General features: G+C 63.7%; 19 protein-coding genes. 6 read left to right on the top strand and 13 right to left on the bottom strand.

Annotation, left to right across the window (positions count from 1 at the left end):
- Positions 1-156: 156 nt before the first annotated feature.
- Positions 157-2211 (top strand): ATP-binding protein, encoded by a 2055-nt coding sequence (locus CCC_RS08245; RefSeq protein ID WP_041040718.1) that lies wholly within the window; start codon positions 157-159, stop codon positions 2209-2211.
- A 1-nt stretch (position 2212) separates the two neighbouring features.
- On the opposite strand, the gene cysW is transcribed toward CCC_RS08245, so the two are convergent.
- The 3 genes from cysW to cysP all read right to left on the bottom strand — a co-directional run bounded on the left by cysW (position 2213) and on the right by cysP (position 5022).
- On the bottom strand, positions 2213-3085 hold the full coding sequence (cysW, locus tag CCC_RS08240) for a sulfate ABC transporter permease subunit CysW (protein WP_009870663.1): 873 nt from the start codon (positions 3083-3085) through the stop codon (positions 2213-2215).
- A 4-nt stretch (positions 3086-3089) separates the two neighbouring features.
- Entirely contained in the window at positions 3090-3914 is an 825-nt protein-coding gene (gene cysT / locus CCC_RS08235; protein ID WP_009870664.1) for a sulfate ABC transporter permease subunit CysT, read from the bottom strand.
- Between the two features lie 91 nt (positions 3915-4005).
- A complete protein-coding gene (cysP, locus tag CCC_RS08230) occupies positions 4006-5022 on the bottom strand; it encodes a thiosulfate ABC transporter substrate-binding protein CysP (protein ID WP_009870665.1) in 1017 nt (338 codons plus the stop codon).
- A 207-nt stretch (positions 5023-5229) separates the two neighbouring features.
- On the opposite strand from cysP, the gene CCC_RS08225 reads away from it, so the two are divergent.
- Entirely contained in the window at positions 5230-6258 is a 1029-nt protein-coding gene (locus CCC_RS08225) for a GGDEF domain-containing protein (protein ID WP_236686340.1), read from the top strand.
- 74 nt (positions 6259-6332) lie between these two features.
- On the top strand, positions 6333-6500 hold the full coding sequence (gene rpmG / locus CCC_RS08220; protein WP_002725389.1) for a 50S ribosomal protein L33: 168 nt from the start codon (positions 6333-6335) through the stop codon (positions 6498-6500).
- Between the two features lie 371 nt (positions 6501-6871).
- Here the strand turns inward: rpmG and CCC_RS08215 are convergent, their stop codons facing one another.
- Both CCC_RS08215 and CCC_RS08210 read right to left on the bottom strand, forming a co-directional pair.
- Positions 6872-7237, bottom strand: a complete 366-nt coding sequence (locus tag CCC_RS08215; protein WP_041040806.1) for a response regulator — start codon at positions 7235-7237, stop codon at positions 6872-6874.
- An 88-nt stretch (positions 7238-7325) separates the two neighbouring features.
- Positions 7326-7694: a DUF423 domain-containing protein gene (locus tag CCC_RS08210; RefSeq protein ID WP_041040715.1), complete on the bottom strand. Its 369-nt coding sequence runs from the start codon at positions 7692-7694 to the stop codon at positions 7326-7328.
- A gap of 77 nt (positions 7695-7771) precedes the next feature.
- Between CCC_RS08210 and CCC_RS21145 the strand changes: the two genes are divergently transcribed.
- The gene (locus CCC_RS21145) at positions 7772-8398 is read left to right on the top strand and encodes a FecR family protein (RefSeq protein WP_009870669.1); all 627 of its coding nucleotides are present in this window, start codon (positions 7772-7774) and stop codon (positions 8396-8398) included.
- 244 nt (positions 8399-8642) lie between these two features.
- On the opposite strand, the gene purU is transcribed toward CCC_RS21145, so the two are convergent.
- Positions 8643-9503, bottom strand: a complete 861-nt coding sequence (purU, locus tag CCC_RS08200; protein WP_009870670.1) for a formyltetrahydrofolate deformylase — start codon at positions 9501-9503, stop codon at positions 8643-8645.
- 130 nt (positions 9504-9633) lie between these two features.
- Between purU and CCC_RS08195 the strand changes: the two genes are divergently transcribed.
- Complete coding sequence (locus CCC_RS08195; RefSeq protein WP_009870671.1) at positions 9634-9975, top strand: hypothetical protein; 342 nt, start codon at positions 9634-9636, stop codon at positions 9973-9975.
- 55 nt (positions 9976-10030) lie between these two features.
- Here CCC_RS08195 and CCC_RS08190 read toward each other — a convergent pair whose 3' ends face one another.
- From CCC_RS08190 to CCC_RS08170, 5 genes are all read right to left on the bottom strand, one after another.
- The gene (locus CCC_RS08190) at positions 10031-10522 is read right to left on the bottom strand and encodes a hemerythrin domain-containing protein (RefSeq protein WP_009870672.1); all 492 of its coding nucleotides are present in this window, start codon (positions 10520-10522) and stop codon (positions 10031-10033) included.
- 7 nt (positions 10523-10529) lie between these two features.
- Positions 10530-11807 carry a hypothetical protein gene (locus CCC_RS08185; RefSeq protein WP_236686339.1) on the bottom strand — a complete coding sequence of 426 codons (1278 nt, stop codon included), beginning with the start codon at positions 11805-11807 and terminating at the stop codon, positions 10530-10532.
- A gap of 17 nt (positions 11808-11824) precedes the next feature.
- Complete coding sequence (locus CCC_RS08180) at positions 11825-12406, bottom strand: DUF2249 domain-containing protein (RefSeq protein WP_009870674.1); 582 nt, start codon at positions 12404-12406, stop codon at positions 11825-11827.
- A 73-nt stretch (positions 12407-12479) separates the two neighbouring features.
- Positions 12480-13181, bottom strand: coding sequence for a Crp/Fnr family transcriptional regulator (locus CCC_RS08175; RefSeq protein ID WP_236686338.1), 702 nt, complete (start codon positions 13179-13181; stop codon positions 12480-12482).
- The gene (locus CCC_RS08170; protein ID WP_009870676.1) at positions 13178-13876 is read right to left on the bottom strand and encodes a cyclic nucleotide-binding domain-containing protein; all 699 of its coding nucleotides are present in this window, start codon (positions 13874-13876) and stop codon (positions 13178-13180) included. The genes CCC_RS08175 and CCC_RS08170 overlap by 4 nt, the downstream gene beginning before the upstream one ends.
- Positions 13877-14022: 146 nt before the next feature.
- Here CCC_RS08170 and murI point away from each other — a divergent pair, with 146 nt between their 5' ends.
- Positions 14023-14844 carry a glutamate racemase gene (murI, locus tag CCC_RS08165; RefSeq protein WP_009870677.1) on the top strand — a complete coding sequence of 274 codons (822 nt, stop codon included), beginning with the start codon at positions 14023-14025 and terminating at the stop codon, positions 14842-14844.
- A gap of 90 nt (positions 14845-14934) precedes the next feature.
- Here murI and CCC_RS08160 read toward each other — a convergent pair whose 3' ends face one another.
- Together CCC_RS08160 and CCC_RS21700 are read right to left on the bottom strand one after the other, a co-directional pair.
- A complete protein-coding gene (locus CCC_RS08160) occupies positions 14935-15132 on the bottom strand; it encodes a CCE_0567 family metalloprotein (protein ID WP_009870678.1) in 198 nt (65 codons plus the stop codon).
- 69 nt (positions 15133-15201) lie between these two features.
- Positions 15202-15417, bottom strand: a complete 216-nt coding sequence (locus CCC_RS21700; RefSeq protein ID WP_082036555.1) for a hypothetical protein — start codon at positions 15415-15417, stop codon at positions 15202-15204.
- Positions 15418-15530 lie beyond the last annotated feature (113 nt).

Below are 15530 nucleotides of genomic sequence, written 5' to 3'. Positions count from 1 at the left end.
TGAACCTGCTTAACCCCTATGGAATCTACGCAATTAAGCCCCGAGGGGAAATGGAAAAGCATGGCGATGGCAGGCGACAACTTCCCCGGTTGGTTATCGTGGCCCTGCTTTCCTACCTGGAGTATAGTCAGCATCTGTCAATCTTTTGGGTGATGAATGACTGCGGGGCCCATTCTTTTGCCGTACACCGGACTGCGCCCACTGGGCATATGGGGCTTTTCCATTGGTCTGGCCTTGCTGCTCATTGGACTCACGACGTTCCAAATCCAGTCGGGCCACGAACGGGCGGTCCGTACGGCAAGCGCCAATCTTGCCGACACCGCCCGCATCACCGAGGAGCAGGTGCGCGGCAGTCTGCGGGTGGTACGCTTGATGCTGCGCGCCATCGCAGAGGCGCCGCGCAACGATACCCAGGCTTTGCGGCGCTACATGGCGACCCGCGCCAAGATCGTCCCCGAAATCCGTCAGGCGCTGGTCGCCAATGCCCAAGGTGTGGTCACCATCGCCACCGCTCCGCAGATCGAGGGGACAGATGTCGGCGAATATGTCTTCTTCCGCGAGGCCCGTGTCTTGCCCGCCGGGCGGGATATCTACGTGGCCAAGCCGCTGCCCATCGGCCTCGACGGCTCCCTGGTGATTTTGATCTCCATGCCGTTGACCGGCCCTGACGGCCGGTTCGACGGCATCGCGGCTGTATCGCTGGAACTGGGCTTTTTCCAGGCTCTGCTGAAATCGGTGCATTCCGGCGAGGATGGCGCGGGGGCGCTGCTGGCCACCCCCGATGGCGATATCATTACCCGCGACCCCGAACCCGAAGTTTTCGCTGGCAAGAACATCGCAAAGGGCAGCGCCTTCGCCCAGCACCGCGACAAGGGGGGCGCCGCGAACACCTTCGTGCATGTGGCGGCAACAGACGGTATTGAGAAGGTGTTTGCCATCCGCACCCTGACCGAACCCGCCATGCCGCCCCTGGTGGTCATCGTTGCCCGCCCGCTGAACGGCGTCCTGGCGGACTGGCGGACCGAGGCGCTGACCATGGCCGGGGTGGTGGGCGCGCTGGTCCTGACCATTCTCGGCCTGACCGGACTGGCCAGCCGCCACCTGATCGCCATGATGGCCAGCGAGGAGCGCTATCGCGGCCTGATCGAGACCCAGAACGACCTCGTGGTCCGCTTTACCCTGGACGAACGAGTGGTGTTCGCCAACGAGGCCTTCGCCCGCGCCCACGGAAGGGATGTGGCAAATGCGATCGGCATGTCCTGGCGCGACTTCGTTTACGAGGAGGATCACGACGCCACCGCCCAGGCCATCGCCGAAGTCACGCGCCCGCCCGCTTTCCGCGCCACGGTGGAAAGCCGCATGAGGATGGAAGGCGGCCTGCGCTGGGTGTCGTGGGAGGGCGCCGCCATCCGCGACATGTCGGGGCGCATCATCGAGGTTCAGGCCGTGGGCCGCGACATCACCGACTGGGTCGAGAACCGCGAGCGTCAATCCTCCCTGCTGCGCGAGTTGGACAGTTCCAACCGGGAACTGGAACAGTTCGCCTATGTGGCCAGCCATGATCTGCGCGAACCGCTGCGCATGATCACCAGCTATCTCAGCCTGCTGGAGCGGCGTTACGCCGCCAGTTTGAACGAAGACGGCCACCAGTTCCTGGACTTTGCCCGCGACGGGGCCAAGCGCATGGACATGATGGTCCTCGACCTTCTGGAATTTTCCCGGGTCGGCCGGGTCCGCGACGCTCTGGGCGAGGTCAGCCTGGCCGAAGTGATCTCGATCGCCGAGGAAAATCTCAGACTGCGCCTCGTGGAAAGCGGCGCGACCTTGTCCATCGCCCCGGACCTGCCTGTGGTGATCGGCTCCCACGGCGAACTGATCCGTCTGATGCAGAACCTGATCGGCAATGCGGTGAAATACCGCCAGCCGGACCGCCCCCTGATGGTGACCATCTCCGCCGAGCGGTCGGAATCGGGCTGGACCTGCACCGTCGCCGATAACGGCATCGGCATCGCGCCCGACTATTTCGAGCGGATCTTCGATATCTTCCAGCGCCTGCATTCGCGCTCCGAATACGAAGGCACCGGAATCGGCCTGGCCGTCTGCCGCAAGATCGTCGAACACCATGGCGGGCGCATCTGGGTCGAATCCGAGCCGGGGGTGGGATCGCGCTTCCGTTTCACCCTGGCCGATCAGCCTGCCCAATCTTCCTAGATCAACCCTTGCGCTCGGCCAGGGTGTTCTCGATCTCGCGGTCGTAGAAGCGCTCCACCAGCAGCTTCAGCACAAGGGTGACCAGGGCCAGCAGGGTCAGCACCGATGCGGCGGCGAAGGCCCCCGAACTGTCATAGTCGTGATAGAGCAGGTCGATCTGCAAGGGCAGCGTCATGGTCTCGCCGCGCACCTGTCCCGACACCACCGAAACAGCCCCGAACTCGCCCAAGGACCGGGCGGCGCACAAGATGATGCCGTAATACAGCGCCCATTTGACATTGGGCAATGTGACCCGCAGGAAGATGGAAAAGCCCCCCGCCCCCAGGGTCAGCGCGGCTTCCTCGTCATCGGTGCCCTGCAACTGCATCAGGGGCAGCAATTCACGGGCGATGAAGGGGCTGGTGACGAACAAAGTGGCGATGATGATGCCCGGAAGGGCGAACATCACCTTGATGTCATGCTCCTCCAGCCAGGGCCCCAGCAGGCCCGAGCCGCCATAGACCATCAGGGCGGCCACCCCGGCCACGATGGGCGACACCGAGAAGGGCGCCTCCACCAGACTGATCAGCCATTTGGCGCCCCGGAAGCGGAACTTGGTGATGGTCCAGGCCACCGCCAGCCCGTAGACGGCATTGATGGGAACCACCACGGCCACCACCAGCAGGGACAGGCCGATGGCGTGCAGGGTCTCGGGATGGCTGATGGCCGCCCACCACGCCGCCCAGCCCTTGGACAGCGCCTGGGCGAAGATCACCGCCATGGGCACCATCAGAAAGCCCAGGGCCAGCAGCCCGGCCAGACAGATCAGCACCAGACGCCGCGCGCCGCCCGGCTGGCGGTGGGGAACATGATGCACGGCCATGGCGGGGATCATGGGCTTACCCCTTCGCCAGGTAGCGCTGCTGCCAGGCCTGGATGCCGTTGGTCAGCAGCATGGTCGCGAAGGCGAAGGCCAGCACCACGGTGGCGATGGCGGTGGCCGAGCCGAATTCATATTCCTCCAGCTTGATGAAGATCAGCAAGGCGGCGATCTCGGTCTCGAAGGGCCGGTTTCCGGCGATGAAGATGATGGCGCCGAACTCGCCCAGGCAGCGGGCGAAGGCCAGCGACATGCCCGCCAACAGCGACGGCGCCAGGGTGGGCAGGATTACCTTGAGGAAGATCTGCATCTCGGAAGCGCCGAGCGTGCGGGCCGCCTCCTCGGTCTCGGTCTCCAATTCCTCGATGACCGGCTGCACGCTGCGGACCACGAAGGGCAGGCTGGTGAAGGCCATGGCGATGGCAATGCCCGGCTGGGCATGCACCACCTTGACGCCTAAGGGCTCGAGATACTGCCCCACCCAGCCATTGGGGGCAAAGGCGGCGGCCAGGGCCAGACCGGCCACGGCGGTGGGCATGGCGAAGGGCAGATCGATCAGCGCGTCGAGCAGATTGCGTCCGAAAAACTGATACCGCGCCAGCACCCAGGCGAACAGCAGTCCGGCCAGCCCGTTGAAGACCACCGCCTCGGCCGCCGAGACCAGGGTGACCTCGTAGGCCGCCAGGGCGCGCGGGCCAGTGGTGGCGGCAATGAAGCCGTCCAGGCTCATTCCCGCCGCCTTGATCAGCATGGCACCGAGCGGCAGCAGAACGACGAGGCCGAGATAGGCCAACGTCACCCCCATGGTCAGGGAAAAGCCAGGCAGCAGCCTGCGGGCACGCATCACACTGAACTCCGGTCGGGCCGGTGGGCCTGTCGCCCCGCGCCTGTGGGCGAGACGACAGACCTTGTAACCGGATCGGACCGCAGACGCATCACTTCTTACCGAACACCTGATCGAAGACGCCGCCCTCGGCGAAGTGGATCTTCTGGATGTTCTCCCAGCCGCCGAACAGTTCGGTGGTGTAAAGGCGGACCTTGGGGAATTCGCCCGCATGCCGGGCCGCCACCTTCTCGGAACGCACCCGGTAGAAGTTCTTGGCCAGAATCTCCTGACCCTCGTCGGAATACAGATAGTCGAGATAGGCCTTGGCGGTCTTGGCCGAGCCCTTCTTGGCCGCCACTTTATCGACGATGGCCACGGGAAACTCGGCCAGGACGCTGACCGGAGGAATCACGCCTTCCACCTTTTCGGCACCGAACTCCTTGATCACGCCGCCCACCTCGGCCTCGAAAGTGACCAGCACGTCGCCGGTGGCCCGCTCGACGAAGGTGGTGGAGGCGCCACGCCCGCCGGTATCAAACACCGGGACATTGGCCACCAGCTTGCGGATGAACTCCTTGGCTTGGACCTGATCGCCCTTGGCCGCCTCCAAAGCGAAGGCATAGGCCGCCAGATAGGTATAGCGGCCATTGCCCGAGGTCTTGGGATTGGGGAACACCACCTTGACGTCGGGGCGCACCAGATCATCCCAGTTCCTGATATTCTTGGGGTTGCCCTTTCTCACCACGAAGGCGGGCAGCGAGTAATAGGGCGAAGCCCCATGGGGAAAAGCACTTTGCCAGTCCTTGCGCACGAAGCCCTTGTCGGCCAGGACCTGCACATCGGTCACCTGATTGAAGGTCACCACGTCGGCGGGCAGCCCTTCCAGAATGGCACGGGCCTGTTTGGACGACCCGGCATGGCTTTGCTTGATCTCGATCGCCTTGCCGTCCGATCCCTTGCCAGCCGGAGTGGCCTGGAAGGCCGGATTGATCTGCTGGAACAGTTCGCGGGCGATGTCATAGGAAACGTTCAGCAACTCGCCCGGCGCCTTGTCCTGGGCGATGGCGTTGGCTGGCACCAGGGCCAAACCCGCCAGAACCGCGAAAGTGGGGAAGCGAAAAGCCATGGGAAACTCCGTTCAATCGTCCTTCGCACTAAAATACTCGTACCATGTGTTAATGATAAATAAAATACATAATTTTTATGGCTTATTTGCCTCAATAGGCATTCTCACCTAATATTGATGCGACAGCCCGTCACCAGACGGTCATTGACTCTCCCCATATGCTTGGGAATATGCTTGTCGGGAATACTTATGGGGAAGGCCTTTCGCGTGTCCATTACGCCGGAATCCATTCTATCATCGGTTGTAGTTCTGACCGAGCAGCGCAGCCAGAAGCACCTGGAAGACTGCCTGACGGCCACCCTTGCGGATTTGGCCCATTTGCGCTTTTGCGGCATCTGCACCCCCATGCCCACCTCCAACGGCATCTTCATCGATTGGGCCGCCAGCCGGAGCAGGGATGGGACAGAGACTTGCGATGAGTTGCAAGAGATCGGCACCGACCCCTTGCTCCTGGACTGCATGGCCTTAGGGACCGAGCGGAGTGAAAGCTTTAGCGACGGCAGCGTCCGCCGCGCCCATCCGGTGGTCGATGATCACGGCAAGGTCTGCGCCTTTCTGGTCACCCGCACCAATCCCGGCCAGGAGGAGCCCTCCGCCCTGATCAAAGGCTTCGTCGCCATCTACCGCAACTACCTGGCCATTTTGTGGGACGCGGCCCGCGACACGCTGACGGGGCTGAAGAACCGCAAGACCTTCGACGAGAATTTCAGCGCCATCGTCACCGATAGCCGCCACATCGCCGTATCGTTCAACGGCAACCGGCGCGAAGCCCATCTGGACGGCCAGCACCACTGGCTGGGCATCATCGACATCGACCATTTCAAGGCCATCAACGACACCCACGGCCATGTCTTCGGCGACGAGGTCCTGCTTTTGCTATCGGCGCTGATGCGCAAGGCGTTCCGCAGCGAGGACAAGCTGTTCCGCTTCGGCGGCGAGGAGTTCGTCGTCTTGCTGGCGCCCACCACCTTCGCCGCCGCCCAGGCGGTTTTCGAGCGCTTCCGTGCCACGGTGGCGGGTTTCGCCTTCCCCCAGGTGGGCCATATCACGGTCAGCGCCGGCTTCGTCCGTATCGATTGCGACGACCTGCCCCCGGTGGTGATCGGCAATGCCGACCGGGCTCTGTATTACGCCAAGGCCCATGGCCGCGATCAGGTCCGCTCCTTCGAGCAACTGGTGGCGGACGGGCAATTACCGTTCGAATGCCCCTCTCTCGCCAAGGCCAAGCTATTCTGACTTGACTCTCCTGTCGGGATCAGTATGGTGCGCGCCTCAAGTTTTCATCACCAACGCTGTTCGGGATTTTCGCCATGGCCAAGCCTGCCACCATTCTCATCAAGCTGTTGAGCACCGCGGGGACGGGCTTCTTCTACGTGGCGAAGAAGAATCCCCGTAAGACGACTGAAAAGCTTGAATTCCGCAAGTATGATCCGGTCGTGCGCAAGCACGTCCAGTTCAAGGAAGCCAAGATCAAGTAGTCGGATGCCGGTCCTTGCGGCCGGTTGCGATGGAAAGATCGAAGGGCGCCCCATGGGCGCCCTTTTCGTTTGCCTCTTCGCCCGTATGCGGACAAGCAAGCATGGAGCAGCCCCCCTCCTTGCGTCATGGCCGGGCTCGACCCATGGCTGTCCGGTTTAAATTTCCAAAGCAAAGCCAATGCGGGTTTCATCCGGTCATGGAACACGGATGGACACGGATGCCGCCTCGAAAGAAACCGGACAGCCGTAGGCTCAACCCGGCCATCCATGCGGAAGCGTTCGGCACCGAGCCGGAAACGGCCACGCAGATGCCCGGAACACGTCCGGGCATGACGACACTGGAGCAGTGTAGGTCGAACCGAACCCGGCCCCTATTCCAGGAAGCGCGCCACGGTCTGCAGGAAACTGGCCACCGATATGGGCTTGGCGATATAGCCCTCGCAGCCGCCCTCGCGGATCTTTTCCTCGTCCCCCTTCATGGCGAAGGCGGTGACGGCGATGACCGGGATGGATTTCAGCTCGGCATCGTTCTTCAGCATCTTGGTGATTTCCAGGCCGGAAATCTCGGGCAGCTGGATGTCCATCAGAATCAGGTCCGGATGGTGCTTGCGGGCGATATCCATGGCCTCGCGGCCGTCCTTGGTCTGAATGGTCTCGTATCCGTTAGCCCGCAGCAAATCGTTGAACAGCTTCATGTTCAAGTCGTTGTCTTCCACGATCAGCACAGACTTCGCCATGACCATCCCATTTTCCCGCACAAGCCCGATATCCCGACGTCATCGACCGTCCAGAACTAGGGCATCATGGGCAATTACCGCCCCCAAGTCAAACCCGAGCATGATCACTGGCTAACCATCCTCCGGCGGCCAGCAGTAGCCAGGAGGCCAAAAGGCTTATTCCACCAAGAGGCGTAATCATGGGAATCGGCAGCCCGATCCCCAGCGCCTTCAGATACAGCGAGCCGGAAAACATCACTATTCCCGCCACCATTAGGGCGGCCGCCGGGCGAAACAGCCGCCGGCCTTCCACGCACCAGCGCGCCAGGGCCAGCAGGGCAATGGCGTGCATCAGTTGGAACTGGCTGGCCCGTTCGACCCACCGGGCCGCCTCTGGATCGACGCCATGGGCGCCCCATGCGGCGAAGCCGATGGCCACGGCGCCGTTGATTCCGGCCAGCACCAACCAGAGACCCATGCCATCCTCCTTCTTGACCTGCCCCCGCCAACGCACGAGATAGTGAAGCAGTCTGGCCCGCCAGGAAGGAAATGGGAATGCCTGTTCGCCATGTACTGATCGCCGCGCTGCTGAGCCTGGCCATCCTCGTCCCGCAGGTCCGGGCGGAGGATGCGGGCAAGGTTGTCCGCCTGCAAGGCCGCGCCGAGGCGAGCGACGGGCGCGCCAGCCGTTCCCTCGCCGTGGGAGATCCGGTCCGGGTGGCGGAATCCTTGCGCACCGGTCCCGGATCGCGTCTGCTGGTCCACTTCGATGACGGCATGGAACTGACCCTGAGCGACGGCGCCGAGATCGTGGTGGCGGCCTTCCAGTGGGATCGGGCCAAGGAAACGGGCAAGGCGGAACTGGCCCTGGCCCAGGGCGCCTTCCTGCTGCGCAGCGGCGCAGTGGGAAAGTTGGCCGACCATCCGCTGACCGTGAAGACGCCGCTGGCCTCGGTGGGCGTGCGCGGCACCCAGTTCTGGGGCGGGCCGCTGGACGCTCCGCTGAGCGTATTGCTGATCGAGGGCGCCATCGTGGTGAGCAGCCCGTCAGGCAGCGTCGAACTGGGCACGCCCGGCGAAGGCACCTCGGTCAGCGATGCGGGCAGCGCGCCGATGCCGCCCTCCTATTGGGGGGCAGAGCGTATTGGCCGCGCCTTCTCCACGGTCAGTTTCAAAGAGTAAAGACCAAGTCTCGATCCCGAGACTTGGTTAGGCCCAAGGGGCCGCGCGCCTTATGGCGCGGAAAGCCCGAGCGAAGCGCCCGGCGTCTGAGGGACTTACGGCGAGCCGATCCATTCGGCTCGCCGGTACAATTACCGAAACACCACCGTCTTCGAACCGTTGAGCAGCACCCGATGCTCGGTGTGCCAGCGCACGGCCCGTCGGCTTCGCCGACGACTCCTTACGATTTGCGCCGTGCGCCGGGTCAGCGGAACACCACCGTCTTCGAACCGTTGAGCAGAACACGGTGCTCGGTGTGCCAGCGCACGGCGCGGGCCAGCACCACATTCTCGATATCGCGGCCTATGGCCACCAGATCGTCGGGGGTGTGGGTGTGGTCGACGCGCTCGACGCCCTGCTCGATGATGGGGCCTTCGTCCAGGTCTGGGGTGACGTAATGGGCGGTGGCGCCGATGATCTTCACGCCCCGGGAATGGGCCTGGTGATAGGGCTTGGCGCCCTTGAAGCTGGGCAGGAAGGAATGGTGGATGTTGATGGCCTTGCCTTGGAGGCGCACGCACATATCCGTGGACAGAATTTGCATATAGCGGGCCAGCACCACCAGATCGGCATCGGCGCGCTCGATCACCTCCATCACCCGGTTTTCCTGGGTCAGCTTGTCGTGCTTGTCCACGGCCAGGTAGTGATAGGGAATGCCGTGCCATTCGACGATGGAACGCATGTCCTGGTGATTGGAGATCACCGCCGGAATCTCGATGGGCAGCGAGCCGGTGTGGTAGCGGTGCAGAAGGTCGTTCAGGCAATGGCCGAACTTGGAGGCCAGGATCACCACCCGCGCCTTCTTACGGCAATCGTGCAGCTTCCAGATCATCTGGAACCGTTCCGCCACGCCGGTGAACAGCTTTTCCAGCTCGGCCATGGGCGGCGTCATGGCGCCCGCTCCAAAGACGATGCGCATGAAAAATCGCGACGACAGCGGATCGCCGAACTGGGCCGCCTCGGTGATGAAACAGTCATGCGTACTCAGGAATCCCGATACGGCGGCCACGATCCCGACCGTGTCGGGACAGGTGATGGTCAGCACCCAGGCGGGCTTGTCGGCCATGATCAGGCTCCTAATTGCAACAGCCCCATGGGTTTAGCCGACCCGGCCCCGATGGGCAATCCCGCCCTTGCCTTTTGCCCGCAAATGCCCGAAGGTCCGGGGCGATGAACGAGGCCATGGAGCAGGCTTGATGATCACCGTTTACTACAAGTCGGGCACCGCCCAGTGGAAGTACGAGCTGGAAGATTCCGAGCACGACTACATCATCAAGAACGTTCTCGAGGATAAGCCCGACATCAACGAGATGTTCGAGGACTCGCTGGAGATCCTGCGCGACATCTCGGCCATGGACGAGGCCGAGATGGAAGAGGACGACGAGATCGACCAGACCATCGCCGTGTCCTTCATCTGGCACTACTTCAACAATCTGGTCGAGGACGGCGACCGCATCGAAGGCGACATCGTCCTGATCGAGGACGAGGACGGCACCGGCGTCACCGTCCTGCCCGCCGCCGGGATCGAGGCGGAATAAGGTATTCGCAAGAAAGCCCTCGGCGGTCGCCGGGGGCTTTTCGTTTGCGTGCGCCTCAGCCCACTTCGCGGCGATAGGTCTCGGCCAGATCGGCGTCGGTCTCGGGATCGACCATGGCGGAAATAGCGGCCAGCAGGCCCATCTCTTCCTTCTGGATGTGAAAGATTTCGCGCTCGACCAGTTCGGCGCCCGCATCCTTGAACTCTGACCAACTGGCATCGGTGAAGCCCGTCTCCGCGGCGGCGACCGCCAGATCGGCCACCTGCAACGCCAGCGGCAGGATCGAACGGTGTTCGTGGGTCAGCATGGTGACGATGCCGGTCTCGCCCTGTTCGACGAAGACCTTGAACAGGTGATTCTCCTCGAAGCCGAAATGACTCTCCACCTCGGATTTGAGGATGCGCGCCAGTTGCTTGAGCTTGCGGCCCAGCAGATCGTCATGGGCCGGAGCCTTCTTGTTGTTGCCGAGCAACTCGTCCAGCGACTGCAGGGCCTCGATGGTGGTCATATGGGCCTGATGCAGCAGGGCGCCGGTCTGGGTATTCATGAAGGACCTATCCTTGTTGATGGGCCGCGGCGGCGGCGGCCATGTGGGAACGATAGCGGCGCAGCACCTCCACGGTGTAGACGCCGAAGGCGATGGCGCCCGTCAGTCCGGCGAGAAGGCCCAGCCGCAACGGCCAGACCCAACCGCCCATGAAGGCCACCGAAATCAGGACCAGGGCCGCCCCGTGGCAGCCCAGATGAATATCCACCGGCAGTTTGGGCGACAGATGCGACAGCAATGCCGGCTTGCCCCCTAAGGCCGAGGAGTGCATGGAAGCCAGGAATGGCATGATCCGCTGCAAGATCGCCGTGACGAAGGACAAGAGCCAGCCGAAGACCAGCAAAAATCCCCACAAACTCCCCCAGGGGTCCAGCGGCGCCCCCAGGGCCGGAGCCAAACCGGCCAGCAGGCTGAGCGGCAGCACTGCCCAGGCGATCCACACCATGCGGAAGAAGGGTTCCAACCGCTTCTTCATGCGCTTCTTCAGGCTGGTGCCCATCCCGCGCAGATAAACAACCGAGGCTGCCAGCCCAAGCACGATCCCCAGCGCCGCCACCAGACCCTGACCGGCCAGCGCGCCACCGGCGCCCAGCAGCAGCCCCAGGCCGGACAACAGCGCCGTCCGCCTGCCCACCGCATCGGGAACCGCCGGGCCCAGCACGAACATGGGGATCAAGACATAGGAAAAGCCCAGCGCCAGCATGCCCATGAAGCCATAACCGGCCAGCACCGCGTGGGCGGCCGCCGCCGACATGTGATCGGGCAGAAACCCCTTGGTGAAATCCACCACCAGCGCCAGGCCCAAAATCGCCAGACCGGCCAACGAGACCACCGCCAGCCAGGCGTGACGGGTAACGCCCGGCAGATCGTCGACCTTGCGCAGATTGGCGCCCACCAGCCCGCCGAACAGGGCCAGCCCGGCGACGCACAGCGTGGCGCCCCCATGCTGGGCCCAGGCGAGGGAATGGGCCAGACCGGCGGCGAACAGCGCCACGCCGGGGGCATAGAGGATGAACATCAGCTTGATGGCCCAGACAGGCCCCAGCGGACGCCGTGTGGCCACCGGCAACAATTGGATGGCGGCGCCCATGGCGGTCATGGCCAGGGTGCCCAGGGTGATCAGATGCAACGCCGCCAGCACCATGCCCTGGCCGCCGACAAAGCCCAGCGCGCCGTCATTGCCCACCAGCAGCAACACCCAGGCCAGCAGATGGAAGGCGACGGCGGCCACGAAGAACCGGTAGGGGATGGAGGGCGGCAGAAGGCGGTCCTTCGCCCCCATCATGAAGCTTCCGGGAAACATCAGCTCATGCGCTCCAGCCATAATCTGACATTGACCACCTCGCTGGAGGTCCGGGCGATGCGCCAGCCGCGCTCGGCCAGTTCGGGGATCAGGAAATGGGGCTCTCGCTCGTGATGCACCACCACGACCTCATGGGGGCCGACGCTCTCGATCAGCCGCAGGATGGCCAGCATGGGATTGGGGGGGGCCAATTTGCGCACATCGATATGTACCCCATCCTCTTCGCGCCAGCTCATGGCGCCTTCGGGCCCCACATCCACCTCGGCGTCGCTTTCCCAGTCCTCGCCGCCGTCCAGGTGAAAGAAAACCCGCCACTGGCCTGCATTGAGCTTGCGGCCATAGGACGAGAAGCCGCGCGCCGCCAGGATGCGGCGCAAGGGAGAAGGATTGAACGGGGCATCGATCACTAAAAAACCGCCGAATTCGATTCCGGCGACGGCCTCCATGACGGCGGCGAAGGGATCAATGCCCTCGAGCAGCAGGGGCCGCACATCCATGGGAAGGCAATCCAGCGCCTGGGACAGCCATTCCGGCGGCCCCCCAGCCTTCTCACCACTCCCATTCACCATATCGGCGGCCATGTCCAATACCTTCCGCAAAGGTAGCGCAAGGCTGCCCGTCCGTCGAAACCATCGCCTTGACGTTTGTTAAGGGCTATTCCCCGCCGCCGTCGCGCACCATGCGGCGCAGCGCGTCCAGATCGGTGATCTCCACCTCGCGGCCATGGGTCTCGACGCCATAGGCCTTGAGGCGGTTAAGAGCGCGCGACAGGCTTTCCGGGGCGATGCCGATTCGGCTGGCCAGCACGGCCTTGGTCAGCGGCAGACGCACCCGCCCGGCATTGTCGCCCCCAGCCTTGGCGGCCAGGGCCAGAAGGAAAGTGGCCAGACGCTGAACCGGCGACTTGCTCTTCAACTCGCTGATCTCGTGGATCAGGCGGAACTGCCACTGGGACAGACCGCCCAGAAGCAGAAGGCCCAGCGAACGATTATCCGCCAGACGTTTGAGGAATTGCGGGGCGGGTACATGCACCAGCCTGGACCCGGCCATCACTTCACCGTTCAGCGGAAAGATGCCCGACGAGAAGATCGCTGCCTCGGCGAAGGACACGATGGGATCGAAAACCTCGATGATGGACTGGTCGCCGGTCTCCGTCAGAGCGAAGATGTTGACGCGGCCTTCCAGCAAGATGAAAAAGCGATCGGCCTTGTCGCCCTGGCTGAACAGCAGTTCCGCCTCGGGATAAGCGGCGGAATGGGCGCCCTCCATCAACATCGCCAGATCGGCGGACGACAAACCGGCCAGCAGCGGGGCCTTGGCGACGAGATCGAGTTCGGCGGCGCTTAGGGCCATCATCCCACCTCGTCTTCGGCGCAGAATTCGCGCAATTTCGCCACCTCGGCGATGACCACCAGATTGTCGGGCAGGGATTCCACCCCCAGGCGCGCCAGCTTGCCCAGCGCGCGCGACAGGCTTTCCGGCTTCATGCCCAGTTGGTCGGCCACCAGCTTCTTGTCATAGGGAAAGCGCAGTTCGGCCCGCCCGCTGTCCGCCTCCACCATGGTCAGCAAGAAGCTGCCCAGACGCTGGGCGGTGGTCTTCAGCTTCAACTCGGCGATCTGGCGGACCAGCATGCGCAGGCGGAAGCTCATGGTGGTCAGCATGTGCAGCGTGATGTCCAGGCGCTCTTCCAGACGGGCGCGGAAGGATTGGGCGGGAATGGCCAGCAAGGTGGCCCCGCTCAGGACGCGGGCCGTCATGAAATAGCGGCCCGACCCGAACATGGCGGCATCGCCCAGTACGGTTGGACGGCGCGCCACCTCGACCACGCTTTTCTTGCCGTCCACATCCAGGGACAATTCCACATGGCCATCCAGCACCACGTAGAAGCGGTCCACCGCCTCACCCTCGCGGTAAAGCAGATGCTCGTGGTCCAGAACCAGCAGTTCGGCGCCTTCGAGAAGCTGACGGACATCCTTCTCCGCCAGACCGGTGAACAGCGGCGCGAATTGCAATTGCAGCAGCACCTCGCGGTCCAGCGCCTGCGTCATCCCTGATTCCTCGCGTGACTCCGGTCAACCGGCAGGCACCCTACGACGAAGCGCGGGCCCGTTCCACCCCTTAAAATACCTCCCCTTGCCGGAGATGAGGGAGAGGTCTAAGTATGCATCTGACCTAATTTTCCCATCTGGACGTCATGAGCGGCAATCCCAACCTTCCCATCGGCATTTTCGATTCCGGCGTCGGCGGTCTGACCGTTCTAAAGGCGGTGCGCGAGAGGCTGCCGGACGAATCGCTGATCTATCTGGGAGACACCGCCCGCCTGCCCTATGGCACCAAAAGCGCCCAGACCGTGGCGGCCTATGCCCTGGAAGCCACCCGCGCCCTGGTAGCCTACGGCATCAAGGCGCTTTTGGTCGCCGACAACACCTCCTCGGCCCACGCCCTGGAAGCCGTGCGCGCCGCCTTTCCCGGCCTGCCGGTGATCGGCGTGGTCGAGCCGGGCGCGGCGGCCGCGGCCACCGCCTCGGCCCGAGGCCGCATCGTGGTCATCGCCACCGAAAGCGCCGTGCAGGCGGGGTCCTATCCGCGCGCTATTCTGCATTCGCGGCCCAATGCCCTGGTGACCCAGCTTCCCTGCCCGCTCTTCGTGCCCATGGTCGAGGAAGGCCTGGTGGACGGCCCCATCGCCGAACAGATCGCCCGGCATTATCTGGGGCCGTTGTTCACCGGCCCCGAAGCCGCCGATTGCCTGCTGCTGGGCTGCACCCACTTCCCCGCCCTGGCGCCGCTGTTCCGCCGCCTGCTGGGCCGGGACGTGGCCGTGGTGGATTCGGCCTCGACCACCGCCATGGTGCTGGAGGATCTGCTGAGCCTGCGCAGGCTCTGCAATGAAGGCGGCCCGTCCCGCGTGCGCTACCTCGCCACCGACGCGCCCGAGCGCTTTGCCCGCGTCTCGAAGGTTTTCGTGCCCTGGACAATTCCGGAATCCGAGGTCGAGACCATCGATCTGGGCTAGACCTCTGTCACCCTGAGCGCAAGCGAAGGGCCCTTCAGGCACCGTTACCGGTTGAAAGATCCTTCACTCCGTTCAGGATGACAGGAATCTTCAGCCGCCCGCCGCCTTCAGCGCGGCGCGGGCCTTGGTCAAACGGGCATAAAGGTCGTGGCAATGGGCCGCCACGTCGGGGATCTTCTCCCAGCCGATGGGCAGTTCCTCGGACAGGTCGTGCAGGTCCATCTTGGCCTGGGTCGCCTGCGCGTTCAGCTTCTTGACCTCGGCCTTGAGGGCGTCGACATCGCTCATGAGGGGGGAACTCCGGTCTTTAAAGATGCGTGGCGGCAAGGTGGAGTGTAGCCTTGCCCCACCCGCCCATCAACCGGCGAGACGGTAGGTCTGGCCTGCCCCCGTTGGCGGGGCGTGACGGCTGGCAGCCTTTGCCTTGGCCTTGGGCTTGACCGTTTCCACCCGCATGCGGAAACAGGAGAGGCACCAAAGAACCGGGGCAAGAACCCTTTCACGCGCCACGGAATGGCGGGTGCGGCGGTTGCAGTGGGGGCAGTGGCAGTATTCTTCCAAAGTCGGGGCCATGATGGTCCGGTCATCCAATAATGAGGCGCGGCATTCCTATCGCCACATCCCTACGCGGACAAGCGAAGGTTCCGTGACGGCGGGAACCGTCGCTATTGTGCTGGCGATTGAGG

Source organism: Paramagnetospirillum magnetotacticum MS-1 (genome assembly GCF_000829825.1).
GTDB classification, from domain to species: Bacteria; Pseudomonadota; Alphaproteobacteria; order Rhodospirillales; family Magnetospirillaceae; genus Phaeospirillum; species Phaeospirillum magnetotacticum.
Note: the sequence above shows the minus strand (reverse complement) of the source record. Positions and strands in the feature narration are given on the sequence as shown.